The 20,653-nt window shown below is 38.7% G+C and carries 17 protein-coding genes and 1 riboswitch; of the genes, 13 read left to right on the forward strand and 4 right to left on the reverse strand.

Features of this window, described 5'->3' with window-relative positions; translation table 11 throughout:
• Window positions 1–173 precede the first annotated feature (173 nt).
• Both metK and ABR854_RS19460 read right to left on the reverse strand, forming a co-directional pair.
• Window positions 174–1,451 (reverse strand): methionine adenosyltransferase, encoded by a 1,278-nt coding sequence (gene metK, locus ABR854_RS19455; RefSeq protein WP_350267517.1) that lies wholly within the window; start codon window positions 1,449–1,451, stop codon window positions 174–176.
• 77 nt (window positions 1,452–1,528) lie between these two features.
• Window positions 1,529–1,634, reverse strand: a riboswitch (SAM-I-IV-variant riboswitch).
• A gap of 141 nt (window positions 1,635–1,775) precedes the next feature.
• Window positions 1,776–2,789 carry an ABC transporter ATP-binding protein gene (locus ABR854_RS19460; protein ID WP_350267518.1) on the reverse strand — a complete coding sequence of 338 codons (1,014 nt, stop codon included), beginning with the start codon at window positions 2,787–2,789 and terminating at the stop codon, window positions 1,776–1,778.
• A 131-nt stretch (window positions 2,790–2,920) separates the two neighbouring features.
• On the opposite strand from ABR854_RS19460, the gene ABR854_RS19465 reads away from it, so the two are divergent.
• From ABR854_RS19465 to ABR854_RS19480, 4 genes are all read left to right on the forward strand, one after another.
• Window positions 2,921–3,628, forward strand: coding sequence for an NUDIX hydrolase (locus tag ABR854_RS19465; protein WP_350267519.1), 708 nt, complete (start codon window positions 2,921–2,923; stop codon window positions 3,626–3,628).
• A 70-nt stretch (window positions 3,629–3,698) separates the two neighbouring features.
• A complete protein-coding gene (locus tag ABR854_RS19470; protein WP_350267520.1) occupies window positions 3,699–4,355 on the forward strand; it encodes a Uma2 family endonuclease in 657 nt (218 codons plus the stop codon).
• A gap of 34 nt (window positions 4,356–4,389) precedes the next feature.
• Window positions 4,390–6,675 (forward strand): GH92 family glycosyl hydrolase, encoded by a 2,286-nt coding sequence (locus ABR854_RS19475; RefSeq protein WP_350267521.1) that lies wholly within the window; start codon window positions 4,390–4,392, stop codon window positions 6,673–6,675.
• A 114-nt stretch (window positions 6,676–6,789) separates the two neighbouring features.
• The gene (locus tag ABR854_RS19480) at window positions 6,790–8,319 is read left to right on the forward strand and encodes a cryptochrome/photolyase family protein (RefSeq protein ID WP_350267522.1); all 1,530 of its coding nucleotides are present in this window, start codon (window positions 6,790–6,792) and stop codon (window positions 8,317–8,319) included.
• A gap of 29 nt (window positions 8,320–8,348) precedes the next feature.
• On the opposite strand, the gene ABR854_RS19485 is transcribed toward ABR854_RS19480, so the two are convergent.
• The gene (locus ABR854_RS19485; protein ID WP_350267523.1) at window positions 8,349–9,869 is read right to left on the reverse strand and encodes an AAA family ATPase; all 1,521 of its coding nucleotides are present in this window, start codon (window positions 9,867–9,869) and stop codon (window positions 8,349–8,351) included.
• A gap of 62 nt (window positions 9,870–9,931) precedes the next feature.
• Here ABR854_RS19485 and hemN point away from each other — a divergent pair, with 62 nt between their 5' ends.
• The 8 genes from hemN (at window position 9,932) to ABR854_RS19525 (ending at window position 15,778) form a co-directional block, all read left to right on the forward strand.
• Window positions 9,932–11,299: an oxygen-independent coproporphyrinogen III oxidase gene (gene hemN, locus ABR854_RS19490; RefSeq protein WP_350267524.1), complete on the forward strand. Its 1,368-nt coding sequence runs from the start codon at window positions 9,932–9,934 to the stop codon at window positions 11,297–11,299.
• A gap of 214 nt (window positions 11,300–11,513) precedes the next feature.
• Window positions 11,514–12,728: a serine palmitoyltransferase gene (gene spt / locus ABR854_RS19495; protein ID WP_350267525.1), complete on the forward strand. Its 1,215-nt coding sequence runs from the start codon at window positions 11,514–11,516 to the stop codon at window positions 12,726–12,728.
• Window positions 12,729–12,837: 109 nt separating this feature from the next.
• Window positions 12,838–13,296, forward strand: coding sequence for a nuclear transport factor 2 family protein (locus tag ABR854_RS19500; protein WP_350267526.1), 459 nt, complete (start codon window positions 12,838–12,840; stop codon window positions 13,294–13,296).
• A gap of 86 nt (window positions 13,297–13,382) precedes the next feature.
• Window positions 13,383–14,096 carry an endonuclease/exonuclease/phosphatase family protein gene (locus tag ABR854_RS19505; RefSeq protein ID WP_350267527.1) on the forward strand — a complete coding sequence of 238 codons (714 nt, stop codon included), beginning with the start codon at window positions 13,383–13,385 and terminating at the stop codon, window positions 14,094–14,096.
• 239 nt (window positions 14,097–14,335) lie between these two features.
• The gene (locus ABR854_RS19510) at window positions 14,336–14,662 is read left to right on the forward strand and encodes an ArsR/SmtB family transcription factor (protein WP_350267528.1); all 327 of its coding nucleotides are present in this window, start codon (window positions 14,336–14,338) and stop codon (window positions 14,660–14,662) included.
• Window positions 14,652–15,149 carry an SRPBCC family protein gene (locus tag ABR854_RS19515; protein WP_350267529.1) on the forward strand — a complete coding sequence of 166 codons (498 nt, stop codon included), beginning with the start codon at window positions 14,652–14,654 and terminating at the stop codon, window positions 15,147–15,149. The genes ABR854_RS19510 and ABR854_RS19515 overlap by 11 nt, the downstream gene beginning before the upstream one ends.
• Window positions 15,146–15,355, forward strand: coding sequence for a hypothetical protein (locus ABR854_RS19520; protein WP_350267531.1), 210 nt, complete (start codon window positions 15,146–15,148; stop codon window positions 15,353–15,355). Before ABR854_RS19515 ends, ABR854_RS19520 begins: the two co-directional genes overlap by 4 nt.
• A 3-nt stretch (window positions 15,356–15,358) precedes the next feature.
• Entirely contained in the window at window positions 15,359–15,778 is a 420-nt protein-coding gene (locus tag ABR854_RS19525; RefSeq protein WP_350267532.1) for a DUF1801 domain-containing protein, read from the forward strand.
• 7 nt (window positions 15,779–15,785) lie between these two features.
• Here the strand turns inward: ABR854_RS19525 and ABR854_RS19530 are convergent, their stop codons facing one another.
• Window positions 15,786–18,053 (reverse strand): purple acid phosphatase family protein, encoded by a 2,268-nt coding sequence (locus tag ABR854_RS19530; RefSeq protein WP_350267533.1) that lies wholly within the window; start codon window positions 18,051–18,053, stop codon window positions 15,786–15,788.
• A 304-nt stretch (window positions 18,054–18,357) separates the two neighbouring features.
• Between ABR854_RS19530 and ABR854_RS19535 the strand changes: the two genes are divergently transcribed.
• Complete coding sequence (locus tag ABR854_RS19535) at window positions 18,358–20,364, forward strand: DNA/RNA helicase domain-containing protein (RefSeq protein ID WP_350267534.1); 2,007 nt, start codon at window positions 18,358–18,360, stop codon at window positions 20,362–20,364.
• Window positions 20,365–20,653 lie beyond the last annotated feature (289 nt).

The following is a 20,653-nucleotide window of genomic DNA, read 5'->3' on the forward strand; positions in this document are numbered from 1 at the left end:
TTTGCTGCGAAATTACTCATTCTTTTTCAGATTGAACAAAGTGTTTTTTGGGAATGTTTTAAACGCAAAACATAACTTAGAAACTTGTGCTACCATAAACAAAAAACGGAAGCCTTTCGACTTCCGTTCTTTTATATTTAGCCGTTGTCAGTGTTCGCACTGACTACACTTTTTTACAAACCGAATTTTGCTTTTACAGCATCAACGTAATCCAATTTTTCCCAAGTGAAAAGTTCTACTTCTTTCGTAACGGTTGTGCCATCTGGCCCTTTGAAAGTTTTAGTTACGATTTCGTTTTTACGTCCCATGTGTCCGTAAGCGGCTGTTTCTGAGTAGATTGGGTTACGTAATTTCAAACGTTGCTCGATTGCGTACGGACGCATATCGAAGATTTCGCCAACTTTTTGAGCGATTTCACCGTCAGTCAAATCAACTTTGGCAGTTCCGTAGGTATCAATAAACAAACCACATGGTTTTGCAACACCGATAGCGTAAGAAACTTGTACAAGTACTTCGTCGCAAAGACCAGCCGCTACTAAGTTTTTAGCTACGTGGCGAGTGGCATAAGCTGCCGAACGGTCAACTTTTGAAGGGTCTTTTCCAGAGAAAGCACCACCACCATGAGCACCTTTACCACCGTAGGTATCAACGATAATTTTACGACCTGTTAAACCTGTATCTCCGTGTGGTCCACCGATTACAAATTTACCAGTTGGATTGATGTGGTACGTGATTTGGTCGTTGAATAAAGCTTGTAAATCAGCTTTCAACTTAGCTTGTACACGTGGGATAACGATATTGATAACATCAGCCTTGATTTTCGCTAACATTTCTTCATCAGCAGCAAAATCATCATGCTGTGTAGAAACTACGATTGTATCAATTCTTTGTGGAACGTTATCGTCAGAATATTCGATTGTTACCTGAGATTTTGCATCTGGACGTAAATAAGGAATCAAATTTGGCTCATTATTACGGATATATGACATTTCTTGGAGAATAGTATGAGCTAAATCCAAAGCCAATGGCATGTAGTTGTCAGTTTCACGGGTGGCATAGCCAAACATCATACCTTGGTCACCAGCACCTTGAGCATTTGCTTTTGATTCAAAATCATCAGCCGTTTTACGGTCAACACCTTGATTGATGTCAGCCGATTGGTCGTGAATAGCCGAGATAATTCCGCAAGAATTTGCTTCAAACATATACTCCGACTTCGTGTAACCGATTTTACGGATTACTTCACGAGCAATAGATTGTACGTCGAGATACGTTTGTGTTTTTACTTCTCCTGCCAAAACTACTAAACCTGTCGTTACCAAAGTTTCGCAAGCTACTTTAGAAGAAGGGTCAAACGCCATAAAATTATCAATGAGGGCATCTGAGATTTGGTCCGATACTTTATCTGGGTGGCCTTCCGATACAGATTCAGAAGTGAATAAATAAGGCATAAATGCTATGTTTTGTTAATGATTTTAAAATAAATTGGCGGTTTACAAGAAATTGAAGAAGGCTTTTTTGAAGAGAAAAACAAAAACATTTTTGACTTTAGAACAGCCCGCATCTTTTGACCACCGTAGCGTTTGCGACTCGGTTGGTTTTCTAAAATTAATTAGAAATTCTTGATACCGATACAAAGTTGAGAATTTAGCTAAACAAAACCAAAAGAATAGAATAAATTTTTATCTAAATTTTATTCAACGTAAACAGAAAATATCTGCTTTGGTTTTTGAGAATAGATTTTTTATCTATTTCTCGTTACTTGAAAAGATATTTTAACTTAAAGATTTTATCTCAATTCCAATCTTCTCACCTACGTTAAGTCTATCAAAACTATACATTTTCAGAGTAGATTTATCCACTTGTAAAGCCACTTCATAGTATGCTCCCAAAAATTTGACTGACAAGATAGTAGCTATAATATCTGATTTTTCAGAAACTCGAATCTGTTCGGGACGGAGAAAAGTTCTGAGTTCTGAGTGCTGAGTGCTGATTGGTTTGCAGAACTTGCTCAAATTTTCTGTATGGTTATACAACTCAGAACTTAGAACTCCTAACTCAGAACCCAACGAAGTTTCCCCCGTAATCTCAGCCACATACTGATTGATTGGGTTTTGATAGATTTCTTCGGGCGAACCGAGTTGCAGAGCATTACCATTTTGCATGATTAGCAATTCATCGGCCATTCCGTAGGCATCAGTAACATCGTGCGTCACAAAAATACAACTGACTTCTTCGGCCTTGATGAGGTTTGAAACTTCGCTCTTCAACCTACGTTTATTCACTGCATCTAAATGACTAAAAGGCTCATCAAGTAATAACAGTTTGGGTTCTTCGGCAATGGCTTTTACTATGGTGGCTCGCTGCTGTTCACCACCCGAAACTTGTCGAGGTACATGATTTTGTACATGAGATAGGCCACTTATTTCAAGGAGTTTATCTACTCTTTCATTTCTGTAATTTTCTTCATAATAACGCAATTCATAAGCAATGTTTGCTCGAATTGACATATTTGGAAAAAGTCCGTAATCTTGCCTGACCAACTTAATATCGGGATGCCCAGCAATCAATTTTTCTGAAGGCGGCGTAATACGTTCATTATCAAGTAGAAGCGTTCCAGAGTCTGGTTCGTATAGAGCTGCAATCAAGTGCAGAAGTGTGGTTTTTCCTGAGCCGCTTTCACCTAAAATTGCTAAAACCTTACCTTTTTCGAGTGTAATTGAAATATCGTTAACTGCCTTTACTCCCTCGAAAGACTTATGTAAATGATTGATTTTTAGCAATGACATTTAGGCTTTTTTGTGCAAAAATACGAGTTTTTTAGAGAAAATACCTACTTTTGTTGTGCATGGATGGCTACTTCCTTATATTGCTGATAATTCATGACACTGACCTACAATTATAATCTATAAAACCCTGAATGTTAGAACTTTATAAACAACAGACCAAATGTTTGGTGGCCCTCGACTCCATCATTTTTGGTTTTGATGGCGAAGAATTAAAACTTTTGTTGGTAAAACGTGGTGTGCAAACTGACCACGATACTTGGTCGTTGATGGGTGGTTGGCTCAAACCCAACGAAAGCCTCGACCAAGCAGCCGAGCGAATTTTGTTTGAATTAACGGGCGTAACTGGCATTTTTTTGGAACAACTCAATGCCTTTGGCGACCCTACTCGTGACCCCGTTGAGCGTACGGTTGCAGTGGCATACTATGCGTTGGTTAATGTAAAAGACTACGAAACAAAGATTTCGGATACGCACCATGCTCAGTGGTTTTCGATGCAAGATTTACCCGAATTGCTTTTCGACCATCGAGAAATGATAAAAATTGCCATCGAACGCCTGCGTTATAAAGCCGCTTTTCACCCGATTGGCTTTGAATTAATGCCCGAAAAATTTACGATTCCGCAAATATTGAATCTCTACGAAGCAATTTATGGAAGCAATTTCGATAAACGAAATTTCAGCAGAAAAATCCTTTCGACAGGACTCTTGGTTAAGTTGAAAGAAAAACAAAAAGGTTTCTCGAAAAAAGGGGCGTTTCTTTATACACTCGACACCGAAAAATATAAAAAACACAGCGATTCATTTTTGAATTTTATTCCAAATCCAGAGGGGTTGGTTTAAGAAACTTTTACAACTTTTGTGGAATTTTGACTATTTTAGTAACGTTATTAGTTTTAAACGATAAAAGCTCATGTTTCAAGAAGATTTATTGGATAAAATAATGGACTTGCCCGATGCTCCCGACTTAGTTAGGAAAGTAGCTGACAAGCTAAATGATGAAACTCAACGCCGCCACAAGTTTTATAACGACATTGACGAGCAGATGAAAATTGAGTTTATCAATGGCGAAATCATTACGCACTCACCCGTGCGTAGAGAGCATAATGAAGCTACAGGACTGCTTTATCAATTGATAAATGTGTATGTCCGTAAGAATAAATTAGGTTTTGTTGGTTTCGAGAAAATCATGACAACTTTTACTCGTAACGACTATGAACCCGATATTGTGTTTTTTAATACCGAAAAGTCAAAATCATTCACAAAAAAACAAGTTTTATTTCCAGTACCCGATTTTATTGTAGAGGTTTTATCCGATGGCACAAAAGACAAAGACCGAGGCGTAAAATTTACTGACTATGAAAACCACAAAGTTGGCGAATATTGGATAATTGATGCCGAAAAAGAAGTTTTAGAGCAATATTTGATAGTAAATGGTCAATATGAACTAAATCTAAAATCATCAAATGGGTTCGTGAAAAGCCAAGTCATTGAAGGATTTGAGATTCCAATCAAAGCTATTTTTGATGAAGAACATAACCTTGAAGCCATGCAAAATCTCTTAAAATAAACTTTTCAACTCAACTACGATTTAAAATCTCTCAATGAAAAAATCCTTTCTTTCAATCCTACTTATTTTTGTAGGTTACATTTCTTTTGGCCAAACCCAAGAAAATTTAGTAAAATACGTCAACCCCTTGGTTGGGAGCGATTCAAAATTTGAATTCTCAAACGGCAATACCTACCCTGCTATTGCACTACCATGGGGCATGAATTTCTGGACGCCACAAACCAATAAAATGGGCGATGGCTGGTGCTATCAGTATGCCAGCAATAAAATTAGAGGCTTCAAACAAACTCACCAACCTTCACCATGGATAAATGATTACGGTGCTTTTTCGATTTTTGCTACTACCGAGAAGCTCGTTTTTGACGAAAACAAACGAGAATCTTGGTTTTCGCACAAGGCCGAAGTTTCAAAGCCGCATTACTACCGAGCCTATCTTTCAGATTATAACACGACCGTCGAAATTACGCCTACTGAGCGTGCTGCACGCTTCCGTATCACCTATCCACAAACCGATAAAGCATATTTGATTATAGATGGTTTTTTCAAGAATTCTTACATCAAAGTTTTCCCGAAAGAACGGAAAATCGTTGGCTATGCACGAAATTCTTCGGGTGGTGTACCCGAAAACTTCAAAAACTATTTTGTGATTTATGTCGATAAAGATTTTGAAGAAGTTTATGGTGTAAAGGAGGGCGAAATCATGCCGAATAATCTCGAAATCGAAAGTAAACACTCGGGTAGCATTATCCGATTTAAGACCAAAGCTAACGAGCAAGTAAACTTAAAAATTGCTTCGTCGTTTATTAGTCCAGAACAAGCAGAACTAAACCTCCAAAACGAAATTGGAGAGCAAAATTTCGACCAACTCGTAGCTAAAGCTGCTGCTTCTTGGAATTCGCAACTCAACAGAATTAAAGTTGAAGGCGGCTCAGACGACGAAATGCGTACATTTTATACGGCTCTGTACCATACAATGCTTTTTCCACGTAAGTTTTATGAGATAAATAAGGAAAATAAAATCGTGCATTACAGCCCTTACAATGGTCAAGTTGCCGATGGATATATGTTTACTGACAATGGTTTTTGGGATACTTTCCGTGCGGTTTTTCCTTTCTTTAATTTGATGTTTCCCGAAATGAATGCACAAATTATGGAGGGTTTATCTAATACTTACAAAGAAAGTGGCTGGCTACCCGAATGGGCAAGTCCGGGGCATAGAGATTGTATGGTTGGCTCAAATTCGGCTTCGATTATTGCCGATGCTTATCTGAAAGGTGTAAAAGTGCAGGAAATTGAAAAACTTTACGAAGCTATCACCAAAAATGCCAATCAAGCGGGGCCTTTGAGTTCGGTTGGGCGTTTGGGCGTGCAGTACTACAACACCCTCGGTTATGTGCCTTATGATGTAGGTATCAACGAAAACACTGCTCGAACACTCGAATATGCCTACGATGATTTTACGATTTGGAAATTAGCCAAACTTTTGAAACGCCCTCAAGCCGAAATTGATTTATACGCTAAAAGAGCCCAAAATTACCGCAATGTTTTTGACAAATCGACCAATTTTGTGCGTGGAAAGAACCAAAATGGCACTTTTCAGTCGCCGTTCAGACCCGATAAATGGGGTGATGCTTTCACCGAAGGCTGCTCTTGGCACTGGACTTGGTGTGTGTTTCATGACATTCAGGGACTTTCTGACTTGATGGGTGGTAAGAAAAATTTTGTGGCCAAATTAGACTCGGTATTTTCGGCTCCGCCAACTTTTGATTTTTCGTATTACGGTATTCAGATTCACGAGATTACCGAAATGTTGGTGATGAATATGGGGCAATATGCCCACGGAAATCAGCCGATTCAGCACATGCCGTATCTATACAATTATGCGGGCGAGCCGTGGAAAACACAATATCATGTAAGAAATATCATGAAAAAACTCTACACGCCACAACCCGACGGCCTCTGTGGTGATGAAGACAATGGACAAACCTCGGCTTGGTACGTTTTTTCCGCACTCGGAATGTACCCCGTTGCCCCAGGTACTGACCAATATGTTTTAGGTTCACCGTTATTCCAGAAAGCGACCATTAAGTTGCAAAATGGCAAGACTTTCACGATAAACGCTCCTGCCAATAACAGCGAAAATGTATATGTGAGCGGTGCGAGTCTGAACAATGTAAATTACACAAAAAATTACCTCAACTACGCCGATATTATGAAAGGAGGCTCATTTACGCTAAAAATGTCAGCTACACCAAATAAAAGTAAAGGTATCAACGAATCAGATTTTCCGTATTCGATGAGTAATGAGTTGAAGAAATAAATTTCGCAGGAATTTCAAAAATCCCATTCAAGAATTTTCTCGAATGGGATTTTTTTATTTCAAAACAAATTGGAGCTATAAGAGTTAAAACCATGAAACATTGATAAAAAACGCATGGTTCTTCGACTAATTTTGGGCGACCAGCTCAATCATAATCATTCTTGGTTTAAAGAAAAAAGCAATAATATTTTATACGTAATGATGGAAATGCGGCAGGAAACTGACTACGTTCGGCATCATATACAAAAGGTCATTGGCTTCTTTTCGGCCATGCGTTTATTTGCTCAAAACATTGAAAATCAAGGGCATGACATAATCTACTTACACCTGGACGATGAGCAAAATACACAATCGCTGACCAAAAACCTTACACAGATTATTGAGCAAAACCAAATTACGCAATTTGAATACCAAATCCCTGACGAATATCGACTTGATGAACAATTAAAAGCTTTTTCGGCTACGCTCAATATTCCTACCAAGACTTATGACACCGAACATTTCTTGAGCAAAAGAAACGAACTGGGCGATTTTTTCAAAGGAAAAAAGACTTTTCTGATGGAGAGTTTTTACCGTATGATGCGAAAAAAATACGGAATTCTGATGGATGGAAACGAGCCGCTCACAGGCCAATGGAATTACGATGCCGATAACCGCAAAAAACTCCCGAAAGGCCACCGCCCAGTCGAACCTTTGATTTTCAGCCGAGACGTTTCCGATATTTATGAACTTATACAAAACCAAGAAATAAAAACCATCGGTAGCGTAAACGCCAAGAACTTTCTTTGGCCAGTTACTCGACAAGAATCTTTACAATTATTGGAGTTTTTTGTGAGAAATTGCTTACCGAATTTTGGTACTTATGAAGATGCCATGGCGATGCAATATTGGTCGATTTATCACTCACGCTTATCGTTTTCGATGAATATAAAATTACTTTCACCTTTAGAAGTAGTTGAACGAGCAGTTGAGCATTGGCAACAAAATCAAGATGATATTTCAATTGCTCAAATTGAAGGTTTTGTGCGTCAGATTATCGGCTGGAGAGAATACATGAGGGGCATTTATTGGAACAAAATGCCTGATTTTCAGAAACTTAATTATTTTGAACACCAATTAAAACTCCCCGATTTCTTTTGGACTGGCCGCACCAAAATGAATTGCATGAAACACTCCGTTGGTCAATCATTGAATTTGGCTTATGCCCACCATATTCAGCGATTGATGGTTATTGGGAATTTTTGTTTGCTGGCAGGCATCAACCCCGATGAGATTGATGAGTGGTATTTGGGCATTTACATTGATGCCATTGAATGGGTCGAAATCACGAATACTCGTGGCATGAGCCAATATGCTGATGGCGGCATTGTTGGTTCAAAACCTTACGTTGCTTCAGCCAATTATATTGATAAAATGAGTGATTATTGCAGCTCGTGTTTTTATGATAAAAGCAAGAAAGTTGGTCATAAATCTTGTCCGCTCAATTCGTTTTACTGGCATTTTTATGAACGAAACCGAGCAAAACTGGAGCGAAATCCACGTATTGGCATGGCTTACGTAACACTCAATAAAATGCCAGAAACTCAAAGAAATGAAGTTTTAAGGCAAGCTGAAATTTATCTAAAAAGTATAGAAGAATTGTAGTCCCGTAGGAACGTCCAAACTGGATGCTCCTACACATCCATCACAGGAATATCCTCTTCTTTTATCAGGCTAATATTGGCATTTTCAATGCCCTCATTCACCAAGCGATTGGCTTGTTTTTCATAAGTTTTTTCAAAAATATTACGAGCCAGACGACCATTTCCGAAAGACGAATCTCGGTCTTCGTAGAGTTCCTTGAATAACTTATAAACCTTTTCTTGGGCATCTTCCTCTACTTTTAGTTGCACTTTGGCAGTTTGCAACAAGAAAATATCGACCAATTCTTCGGGTGTATAATCTTTGAAAGCAATGTATTTATTAAATCTCGAATGTAAACCGGGGTTTGAGTTGATAAATTCTGTCATTTTTTCTTCATAACCCGCCACAATCACCACAAAATCATCACGATTATCTTCCATAAATTTCACAATTGTATTCACGGCTTCGGGACCATACGTATCTTCGGTATTAAGGGCGTAGGCTTCGTCAATAAACAAAATTCCGCCCATTGCTTTCTGACAAACTTCACGCACTTTTAGCGAGGTTTGTCCAGTATAACCCGCCACCAAACCACTGCGGTCGGTTTCATAAAGGGTTCCTTTGCTCAAAATACCTAAGGATTTAAAAATCTTTGCCAGTAATCGTGCGATAGTTGTTTTTCCCGTACCGGGATTTCCATGAAAAACCATGTGCAGCGAGCGGTCGGGCAGCGTAATGCCTTGTTCTTTTCTGATTTTCTCAATTTTCAGCACATTTACCAAACTTTTCACTTCTTCTTTTACATTCTCCAAACCCACCAAAGCGTTTAATTCTGCCAAAAGTTCATCCAATGTTTTTTCTGTTTCGGTTGATTGTTTTGTACCTTTCACAGTTGCTTGCGAATCTTGGGTGAGCGACTGTGGTTTGTTTTCTTCCGCTTGCGGAACTATCATTTTTGACAGCCCATCGAGTCCACGTAAAATCACATGAAATGGGTTGCTCGCTTGTTGCTCGGCTTCACCAGTTTGTTCTTCTTGTGCGTAAATATCTCTTTCTCGATACAATTTCGGTTCTTTTCCTGCCAATCTATCTTGCACAACTGCGTAGAAAGCCGCAATGTATTCTTCGAGCGTATTATCAACTTTTACCTTACGTTCGGCCGTACCAAAAACGACAGAATCAGCCGTTGGGCAACGCACCGTAACGGTCTTATCATAAGGAAATTCGATGACTTCAACATCACCGTAGTTATCGCTATCAACTAATAAAATGCGTTGCGTTGTAGCCAAAAGCAACACATGTCGAGTATTCCAATAGCCATGCACCGAGGCATCAATGTATTCGTTTTCGTGAATAATGCTTGGTAAAGCCTTTAGTTCATTCCGTAGCATTAATTCAGCAAAAGGGTTCAAATCTATTTGGCGTTTGATTTGGTTGTAGGTTGGCATTGATAAAAATATTTGAATAAAATCTTTCGATAAATATAAGCGATTCTTGATTGAAACTTGCTTATTTTTTTGACCAAAGGCTGTTTTTGAGTTCTGTATCTTAGTTTCTGATTTTGGAAACATGACATTCCTCATCATTTTTCCGAAACTTGGCCTTTAGTTTTGCATGAAAATTACGTAAACGCATGGCCGATTCTTCGCTTATAAAAAAATATGATGTAGCTGGTCCCAGATACACCAGTTATCCAACTGTGCCACATTGGCAAACCGAAACTTTCGATGCTCAACAATGGCAAAATAATTTAGTCGAAACCTTTTCCGCAACTAATACAACTTCTGGCATAAGCCTCTATATTCATTTACCGTATTGCGAAAGTCTGTGTACGTTTTGTGCTTGCCACAAGCGAATCACCAAAAATCATGCGGTCGAAGAGCCTTATATTCAAGCAGTTTTGAAAGAGTGGGCTTTGTATTTGGCTATTTTTCCCGAAAAACCACAGATTGCCGAAATACATTTGGGAGGTGGAACGCCCAGTTTTTTTGCTCCCGAAACCCTCCGAACGCTTATTGAAGGCATTTTGAAAGACGCCATCGTAAGTCCCGAACACGAATTTAGTTTTGAAGGACACCCCAACAATACAAGTGCCGAACACCTCCAAACACTCTATGATTTAGGTTTCCGTAGAGTAAGTTTTGGTGTGCAAGATTATGACCCCAAAGTGCAGTTGGCTATTCACCGCATTCAGCCTTTCGAGAATGTCAAAAAAGTAACTGAACTCGCCCGTGCGATTGGCTATACATCCATCAGTCACGATTTGGTTTTTGGGTTGCCATTTCAGCAACTTTCTTCCATCGAAGACACAATTCAGAAAACGTTGACTCTGAAACCCGACCGTATTGCATTTTATTCGTACGCACACGTGCCGTGGATAAAAGGCAATGGTCAACGTGGATTTGATGAAAGTAATTTACCAAGTGGCGAAGAAAAACGAGCTTTGTATGAGCGTGGACGAGCAATTTTTGAGGCAAACAATTATGCCGAAATTGGTATGGACCATTTTTCGCTTCCGCACGATAGTTTATATAAAGCCCAAGAAAATGGCACACTTCACCGCAACTTCATGGGTTATACCACTACTCAGTCGAAAGTTTTGTTGGGACTCGGGGCATCGTCAATAAGCGATAGCTGGACGGCTTTTGCACAAAATATCAAAGAAATTGAACCTTACATCGAAAAAGTAAACGGTGGAGAGCTTCCTGTGTTCAAAGGACACATTCTCAGCAAAAAAGATTTATTTATTCGTGAACAAATTTTGAATATTATTTGTAATTTAGTAACTTCATGGAAAATTTCAGATTGGACGGCAGAAGAGAAAGAAATACTCCTCGAAAAACTGGAAAATTTCGCTGATGATAAACTCATCATTTTCAATGAGTTTGGCCTAAAAGTGTTGCCAGCAGGAAAAGCCTTTATTAGGAATATTTGTATGGCGTTTGATAAGCATTTAGTTCAAACAAATTCGACAGAAAAATTGTTTTCAAAGACAATATAAAAACCTTTACTACGTAACCCAAAAAGCCTTTACAGATTCTTGTGAGGGCTTTTTTTGTACTTTTAAGTCTGCTTTGTATTCATAAAATCCACTTTTCGGTATCTTTTAGCGAATAAGTATTTCTTTCAGATACAAACACACGTATAATTTTTTGAGGAAAGGATTCCCATCCGATTCTCAATATTGATGTCCCATCCCAAAATTCCAAATTACAATGAAAAACCAACATGCAACACAACGATTGCAGTTAAACGCTCGTATTACGGGCATGAAAAATGCGGGTATTTACCCCTATTTCCGACCAATTACGTCTGACCAAGACACCGCCGTAAGAATCAACGGTAAAGACGTTTTAATGTTTGGCTCAAATAGCTACTTGGGCTTAACCAATCACCCGTACGTACAAGACGCCGCCAAAGCCGCCATCGACAAGTATGGTACAGGCTGTGCGGGTTCGAGGTTTCTGAATGGTACGCTCGACATCCACGTTGAGCTGGAGCAGAAACTGGCAAGATTTCTGGGCAAAGAATCTGCACTGATTTTTAGTACTGGTTTTCAGGCAAATCTGGGTGTTGTGTCGTCAATTACTGGCCGACACGACTACATCATCATTGATGAAGCAGACCACGCTTCTATCTATGAAGGTACACGACTTTCGTTTTCGAAGGTGCTAAAATTTAAGCATAATAACCTTGAGAGTCTCGAACGCATCCTTGCATCACTTCCCGAAGAGGCTATCAAACTTGTGATTGTTGATGGCGTTTTTAGTATGGAAGGTGATATTGTAAAACTGCCCGCAATGATTGAGTTATGCCGCAGATACGAGGCAATGATTATGATTGATGATGCTCATGGACTGGGCGTTTTGGGCGAACAAGGCAGAGGAACTGCCGACCATTTTGGTTTGACTAACGAAACCGACTTAATCGTGGGTACATTTAGCAAATCGTTGGCTTCGTTGGGTGGCTTTGTGGCTGCTGATGCCAAAGTGATTGACCACATCAAGCATACGGCCCGTTCGCTTATTTTTAGTGCAAGTGCTACTCCTGCTTCTATTGCCAGTGCTTCCGCAGCTTTAGATGTGATGCAAAACGAATCGTGGCGAATAGATGCCCTTTGGGAGAATACTCGCTATGCGATGGACTATTTACAATATTTAGGTTTTGATATTGGTGAAACGCAATCGCCAATTATACCAATTTATATCAGAGATGATAACAAGACTTATTTGATGACTAAAATGTTGATGGAGGAACAAGTTTTTGTGAATCCAGTGGTTACGCCAGCCGTACGACCAGAAGATAGTCTAATTAGACTTTCGTTGATGGCAACGCACAGCTATGACCAAATAGAAACAGCCATCAATAAGATTTATAAGATTGCACAACAACTTGATGTGCCGCTCTACGAATATGCAACAGCCGTATAGTACATTTTTGAGTTAGTATTTTATTGCCAAAATGCTTTGAATTTTCAGGGCGTTTTGGCAATTTTGGTTTAATTCACCTCTTAAAGTTCCAACCAATAAATTACAACGCATGAAAAAGCTACTTTTCAACCTCCTTCTGCTCGCAACTGTTATTTCTTGCACAAAAAAAGAAGAAACCTCCGAAAAACAAACTGCCTCACCAAATCCAAACGAAGCTTTGGTAAAGCAATATTATGAATACTTCAATGCCCACGAATGGACAAAAATGGCAGAAATGTATGCCGATACTGCCGATTTTAAAGACCCATCGCTCGGAGCGGGAATTGTGAAGCAAACTCGCCAACAAACCAGCACAAAATATGCCGAACTAAACAAGATTTTTCCGAATCTGCACGATGAAGTGGTAGCAACGTATCTTTCGGGCGAAAAGTACATTACGGTAGAATTTATTTCGACAGGAACGGCCCCTGATGGCTCAAAGTTTGTGCTACCCATCTGCACGATTTTCACTATTGAAAATGGAAAAATCACTAAAGACTTTACTTATTATGATAATTTTGAGGAGTGACGTTATTGATTTTATAACAATACTGAAAGTTTCATGAAACTTTTGGATATTTGACAGTTGTGTCACTCTAAAAGACATCCCAATAAATGAAAATCATCACTTGGAATTGCAATATGGCTTACAGGAAAAAGGCTGAATTTATTTTGACAGAACAACCTGACATTTTAATTGTACCTGAATGCGAAAATCAAGAACGCCTTTTATTTAGACTTGACACAAAGCAACCAGCAGACATTTTTTGGTATGGCAACAACCCTCATAAAGGAATTGGAGTTTTTTCATATAGCGACTTCAAAATCAAACTGCTTGATATACACAATCCGAATTTTAAATATGTTTTACCTTTATCCGTTTACAACGACAAAATTAATTTGACAGTTTTCGCAATCTGGTCACAGAAACCCGAAAAACACGATTGTTATACAGAGCAAATTTGGAACGCTGTTCATTTTTATAGTAACTTATTAAACAATGAATATGTAATTCTTGCAGGAGATTTCAATAGCAATTCCATTTGGGACCGACCAAACAGAATTTACAACCATACAAACCTTGTTGAATATTTAAAGACTAAAGATATTTTAAGTACTTATCATCATTTCCATAATCAGACCCAAGGAAAGGAAAAAGACAAAACGCTTTTTATGCAACGTAGAATTGACAGACCATATCATATTGACTTTTGTTTTGCATCTCGAAACCTAATTGATAAATTAGAAAATGTTGAAGTTGGTACTTACGAAAAATGGACAAAACACAGCGACCATAAACCATTAATTGTAAATTTTGACATTGACTAAATGCTCGGTTAGGCTGAATTTACATCTGTAATAGAAGTATCAGTCTATGCGTCAGCCGTTGTTACAACGGCATTTGCCTATACAATACATTTATGTATAACTGAAAAAAAATTAGCCAAACTGAGGGCAAGACCTTATCTTTTCAATTTCAATCATCAGAAAAAAATCAAAACAAATTTGCGAAACCGAAAAGTTGCACATAAATTCGCAACCAATTAGTTTCGTAAACAATAAAACCTATGAGAAGAGATATTTTTCAAGCAATTGCCGACCCAACTCGCCGAGGCATTATTGCTCTAATTGCCTTACAGGCTATGACACCCAACGCCATTGCCGAAAACTTCAACACAACCCGCCAAGCGGTGTCGAAGCATTTACGTATTCTTACCGAATGTGAGCTCGTAAAGCAAGAGCATCATGGCCGAGAAATTTATTATACGCTCGAAATCGAAAAAATGAAAGAGATAGACCAATGGCTGGAGCAATACCGCAAGATTTGGGAAATTCGATTCAACCAACTTGATAATCTATTAGCAACAATAAAAAGCACAAAAAATGAAAAATGACTTACTTTTTGATTTTACTGTCGATAAAGCAGCCAAAACGGTGTTTATCACTCGGGAATTTGCCGCCGACCAAGCCTTAGTGTGGGATGTCTTTACCAAAGCAGAACTGCTCGACCAATGGGTAGCTCCCAAACCGTTTGTATCGAAAACAAAATACATGAACTTTGAGGTGGGTGGCAAAAGATTTTATGCCATGATAAGTCCAGAAGGGCAAGCTCGTTGGGCGATTCAGCAATACACATCAATTACTCCGAAAACCAATTTTAAGATGTATAATGTATTTGCCGACGAAAACGAAAACCCCGAGCAGTATGGTTCTGATTGGGACTATAATTTCAGCGAAGAAAACGGCATCACCAAAGTCAGCATCACGGTTTATAATGAATCATTCGAGCGTATGGAAAGCATACTCGAAGGCTTCAAACTTGGTTTTACGGCATCTTTACAAAATTTAGAAATCCTATTAGCAGCTTTATCGGTAAAATGATTTTTGTTTTCAAAACATCGGTAAAAACTAAGAAACAGATAAAAGCATTTAAGCCACAAATCGACCATATTTTTCCAAAAGCCAAATGGAATTTTGACCTTGAAGATTGTGACAAAATATTGCGAATTGAGAGTGAAGAAAATATTGCTCGTGAAATTCAGCAATTGCTAATTATCCATAGTTTTTACTGCGAAGAATTAGATTGACATATGGAAATTCAAGAACAAATCGTGGGCTATATTGATAGCCAACCCGAGCAAAAGCGGCACGATATGCAGGCTTTGCACCAGCTTATACTGCAAAAATTACCTGCGTGTAAACTTTGGTTTTTTGATGGTAAAAACAGCGATAATAAAACTGTTACCAATCCAACTATTGGGTATGGAGTCCATACAATCAAGTATGCGAACGGAAAAATAAATGAGTGGTTTAAGGTTGGAATGAGTACCAACACAACTGGCATTTCTGTTTATATTCTTGGTATCGAAGATAAGAAATACTTAGCCCAAACTTACGGTCAAAGGCTCGGAAAGGCAAGCATTAGTGGGTATTGTATAAAATTCAAAACTCTAAAAGACATAAATATTGATGTACTTGCAGAGGTAATTAGCACGGAATTTACTCATTAATACCCTTTCACGGACTTCGCTCATCAACCTTGGTGCGAGCATTGGTGTTAGTACACCCCTCAATGCTCGCACTAAACTTCACACCACTTTGTACTTGAAAGCCCGGCAAAAGCTCTACGTTTTTGCCGGCACTATAACGCACATTTGCTCCCGAATTGATAAGATTACTGGCCAAAATACTTTGTCCAGCTTCATATTTTAGCAATGAATTAGCCGTAATGTCGCTCGAAAGATTCCAAGTTTGCTGACAATTTTGAGTCGTTATCTGAATCAAAAAAGTATCGGCCAAACATTGAGCACCATCTTGCACAATATATTGCGTGTTATTGATGGGAGAAACCACCAAGCTTCGACTCGTAAAACCGCCATTTGGCCAAGAATAATTTCCTATCCATGAGGCATTTAGCGTAATATTCGATAAGTTGGTGGCCTGAGTGATGGTTTGTTTGAGATTTACGTCTTTCATCATCGTAAATTTATCTCTAATTACACCATCATCGGCAATCCATTTGGCATCGAGTCGGTTTGCTTCGATTTCTAAATACAACGACCCACCATTGGCAGTGTGCGAAAAAGCCATTGCATCGTGCGGATAGGTAGCCTGTGTACTCGTAGCCCAACCAGCCGAACCCGCCACCACATACATAATGCCTGTATTGGGCAAGCTCGAAGTTTTGATATACGGACAAGAATCGGGCGAACCATCATACTTACCACTCGATGAAGTTGGGTTATGAATAGCCGCATTGAAACTCGGTTCAAGCCCCGTGTGGCCTTTCATGAGTCGAGAACGCTCGTAGTTGTGGCTGTGTCCGCACAGCACCAAATCTACTTTATACTGCTCCAAAATCGGCACTACATTTTGACGGATAAATTTCAGTTCGTTTTCAGTATCTGAATTGTGGCTACCCATCGTGTAGGGTGGATGATGCCAGTACAAAATCGTCCATTTTTGAGTATTGGCGGCCAAATCGGCTTTCAACCACGTAATTTGTGGACTTATGGCATCATAGATTCGATAATTATTGGCGGTTTCGGTGCCGTAGGAATCCAAACTTATGAAATGAATATTGGCGTAATTATAGGAATAATATTCTTTGTGACCAGATGCCACCCCTCCTACTTCGGCATTGCTTGGCAAACTAAAATTGCTGTAATAAGGCGTTATATGGTCTTGCTGTGCAGTGCCTGTGGCATAATAATCATGATTGCCCGGTGTCGGAAAAAGCACTGTTTGTTTCATGATTCGGTCGTTTTGGTAGGGCTGAAAAAAGTTCGTTTGGTATTCCGAATCCAGTCCCGAACTATAAGCGTTATCGCCCAAAAGCAGCCACAAATCAATGTATTGATTGCCGATATACTCCAAAAACTTGTTTTTTACAGCTGTTTGGGTGGTCGTACCCGTTCCGCAGTCGCCTGTTACCCACACACGAGTTTTCTTTTCCGTGCCAATTGTTGGAGCAGTTATGAAATAATTTTGGGCAGTTCCTTGCAACACTTCGGTGGTCGTGCCAATGGAATAATAATATTGCGTATTGGGCGAAAGCCCCGACAGATTAACAATATGCTCGGTAGTGAGTGTGGCATCGCTTACGCTACTACTCAAACTGGCGGCATTAGTACCATAGCTGACTTTGGTGGTAGAAGCCACGTTGGTTCGCCAACGAATCTGCATACTGTTTGAAGTACCCATCTGTAAATACGGTCCACGACTAACGGTATAGCTTGAAGTAAGTAACTCGCAATCAAACGAAATATCTGAACTGGTGATGGCAGTTTGGTGAATCTCGACGGCAACGACGTTGTTTCCTACTTGAAAATTGGAGGCAGCAATACTGGTTTCGAGCCACGTATTACCATCATCGGTAGCGTTGGTTGCGAGTGTTTGGTAGTTGGGGCTGGCCGCCAAATTATCTCTAAAAACCTCTACTCCATTGACATACACCACCACGCCATCGTCTCGCTTGATGCGGAGCAGATAACTTGTAGCCAACGAAGAAATACTGACGGTTTTCCGAAAATAGGTAGTGATATATTTATTGCTGGCATTGCCACCATAGCCCACAACGGTTGCTTCGTCGCCATCACCGTAGCCGAGCTGCGAAGCCCCCGACGCCCACGAAGCATCATTGAAACCAACGCCACGCCATGCAGTGCCTTGGTCGGTGCCATTATCGAGGTATTTCCAAGTCTGACCGCTCGAAATGACTGGTGTTTGGGCAAAAACAGACATCGCCAACAAACACAAAAACAATGTAAAGTACCTCACAATCATCGGATAGAAGGTTAATAGGTTATTATACAAAGTTTATGATTTTTAGGCAGAAAAACCTACAAAAACACGCATTATTTTGGTACCTCTACCGTAAGATAAATATAATTTTGATTGCTTGGTTTGGGGTTGGGATTTTTGGAAATTGCGGAGGGGAATGAGAGTTAAGGCAAATTTTTGACTCTCTTTTTCAATAAACATGAAAAGTACAATTGATTTCCATCTATTTGAAAATAAGCAATAATTCTTCGTTTATAACTTTAGGAAATCTTATACAAAAACAATATACAGCGTAAAAAATCAAATTGTGGGAGCATTTTATCATACTACACTTCAACATCATCAGGCAACACCTACTGACCAGATAGTCGGAACTATTTCACTTGTTTACAGTGACCATCACCTTGACCAAAAACAACAGCAAACAAAAACTTGGGCAGATAGTGTTGAAATCATAAAACAATTTTTCGACGAAACTAAAGACACAATATTCGACTTAGGAAGTTGGGGAATCCTTTATGAATACAAAATTCCAAGAAGAGCAAAACGAATTGATGTTGTTCTTATTTCAAATAACTTAATTTTTGTTTTGGAAGTAAAAAACCATCAAAATAACTTTAATCTTGCTGATTCTGCACAATTAGAAGATTATTGCCTCGACTTACGGGACTTTCATTTTGAAAGTAAAGACAGAATAATTATTCCAATTCTTCTTTGCACCAATGCCCAGTCTATTTCGAATGAAATTTCAAAGTCAAATGACATAGTTCAGAACACTATATTTGCTAATTCAAAAAATTTGTCTGAAATAATTCATTCAATAACAAACCTTTTTGCTGATAGAACTGATAACATAAATTTTGAAGATTGGAACAACAGTAAATATTCTCCAACACCAACAATTATTGAGGCTGCACAAGTACTTTATGCAGGACAGAATGTTTCTGAAATTTCCAGAAGTCATGCAGGAGCAGAAAACCTAACAAGCACAACTAATGCTGTAATTGACGCAATCAAACAAGCAAAAAGAACAAAATCAAAAATAATTTGTTTCATAACCGGAGTTCCTGGTGCAGGGAAAACCCTTGCAGGTTTAAATATAGTTCACAATAGAGATTTTCAATCCGATAATAGTGAGCTTGGAGTTTTTCTCTCGGGTAACAGTCCACTTGTTAAAGTTTTATCTGAAGCATTATCAAGAGATTTTTCAAAACGGGAAGATGTGAATAAAGTAGAAGCAAAACGTAGAGTGAAAACTTTCATTCACAATGTTCATGAATTCATCGACGCATATTATTTGGATAAAACAAAAACTCCGTTTGATAGAGTTTTGATTTATGATGAAGCACAAAGAGCATGGACAAAAGAACACAAAACGAAAAAGTCAAACGGTGAAATAACAGAGTCCGAACCTGAAGTTCTTTTATCTATCATGAATCGACACGATGATTGGTCTGTTATCATAGCATTAGTAGGAGGTGGGCAAGAAATAAATACTGGCGAAGCAGGTTTGAGAGAATGGGGAAAAGCAATTGAGGATAAATTTACAAACTGGAAGGTGTATATTTCACAAGAGTTGAAACAAGGAGACCATAGCACAGGTAACTTGACATTGTTTGAAACAATACCAAAAAATGTTGAAGTTGTTGAAAATGAAAATTTACATTTAAAAGTTTCTATTCGCTCATACAAAGCACAAGAACTTTCAAAGTGGGTTGGTCTTGTTCTGGAAAATAAGAGTGAAGAAGCAAGTAAAATATTCAATGATAAGTTGAAACATTATCCAATATTTATTACAAGAAATTTAGATACAGCAAAAAATTGGTTGAAGAAAAAAGCAAGAGGAACAAGGCGAATAGGAATAGTTGCAAGCTCAGGAGGAAGAAGGTTAAAAGCCTTTGGTTATGACCCATTTTATGGACTACGTGGAGATTCAAGCCAAGACGAATTAGGAGCATGGTATTTAAATCCGACAGATGATGTTCGCTCATCAAACTTTCTTGAAATAATTGCAACAGAGTATGCAGTGCAAGGACTTGAAATAGATTGGGCAGGGATTTTCTGGGATACCGATTTACGAAGAGAAAATGGAAATTGGAGTTTCAGGCAATTTAAGGGGACAAAATGGCAAACAGTTGCAGACGAACAGAGAAAACAATTTATATTGAACAAATATCGTGTATTACTCACAAGAGCAAGAGAAGGTGCAATAATTTGGGTTCCAAACGGAGACGATAATGATAAAACAAGACTATCTATTTTTTATAACGATATATTTGACTATCTAAAATCATGTGGGCTAAAAGAAATCTAAATGACTCCCCTTAGGTTGAATCTATGTATATTTAATTTATCAGTCATTGATACAACAACATTAAACAAAAAACCAAAACCATCTAAAGCCATAGACTTAATACATTTTGTAGCCGCCGAACGGTGCGACGTTTCGCTTCAATCGGTGGAATATGAATCGCCTAACATACCGAGTAGCATAGGTACGAAACATTTTCAAACCTGTTACATTTTTCATTTATAAGCCCTAATAGATTCCATATATTTCGTCAAGAAAAGCAACAAAAATCCCTTATCATTCGTGAAAGATG

The organism is Emticicia sp. W12TSBA100-4 (assembly GCF_040253585.1).
Lineage (GTDB): Bacteria > Bacteroidota > Bacteroidia > Cytophagales > Spirosomataceae > Emticicia.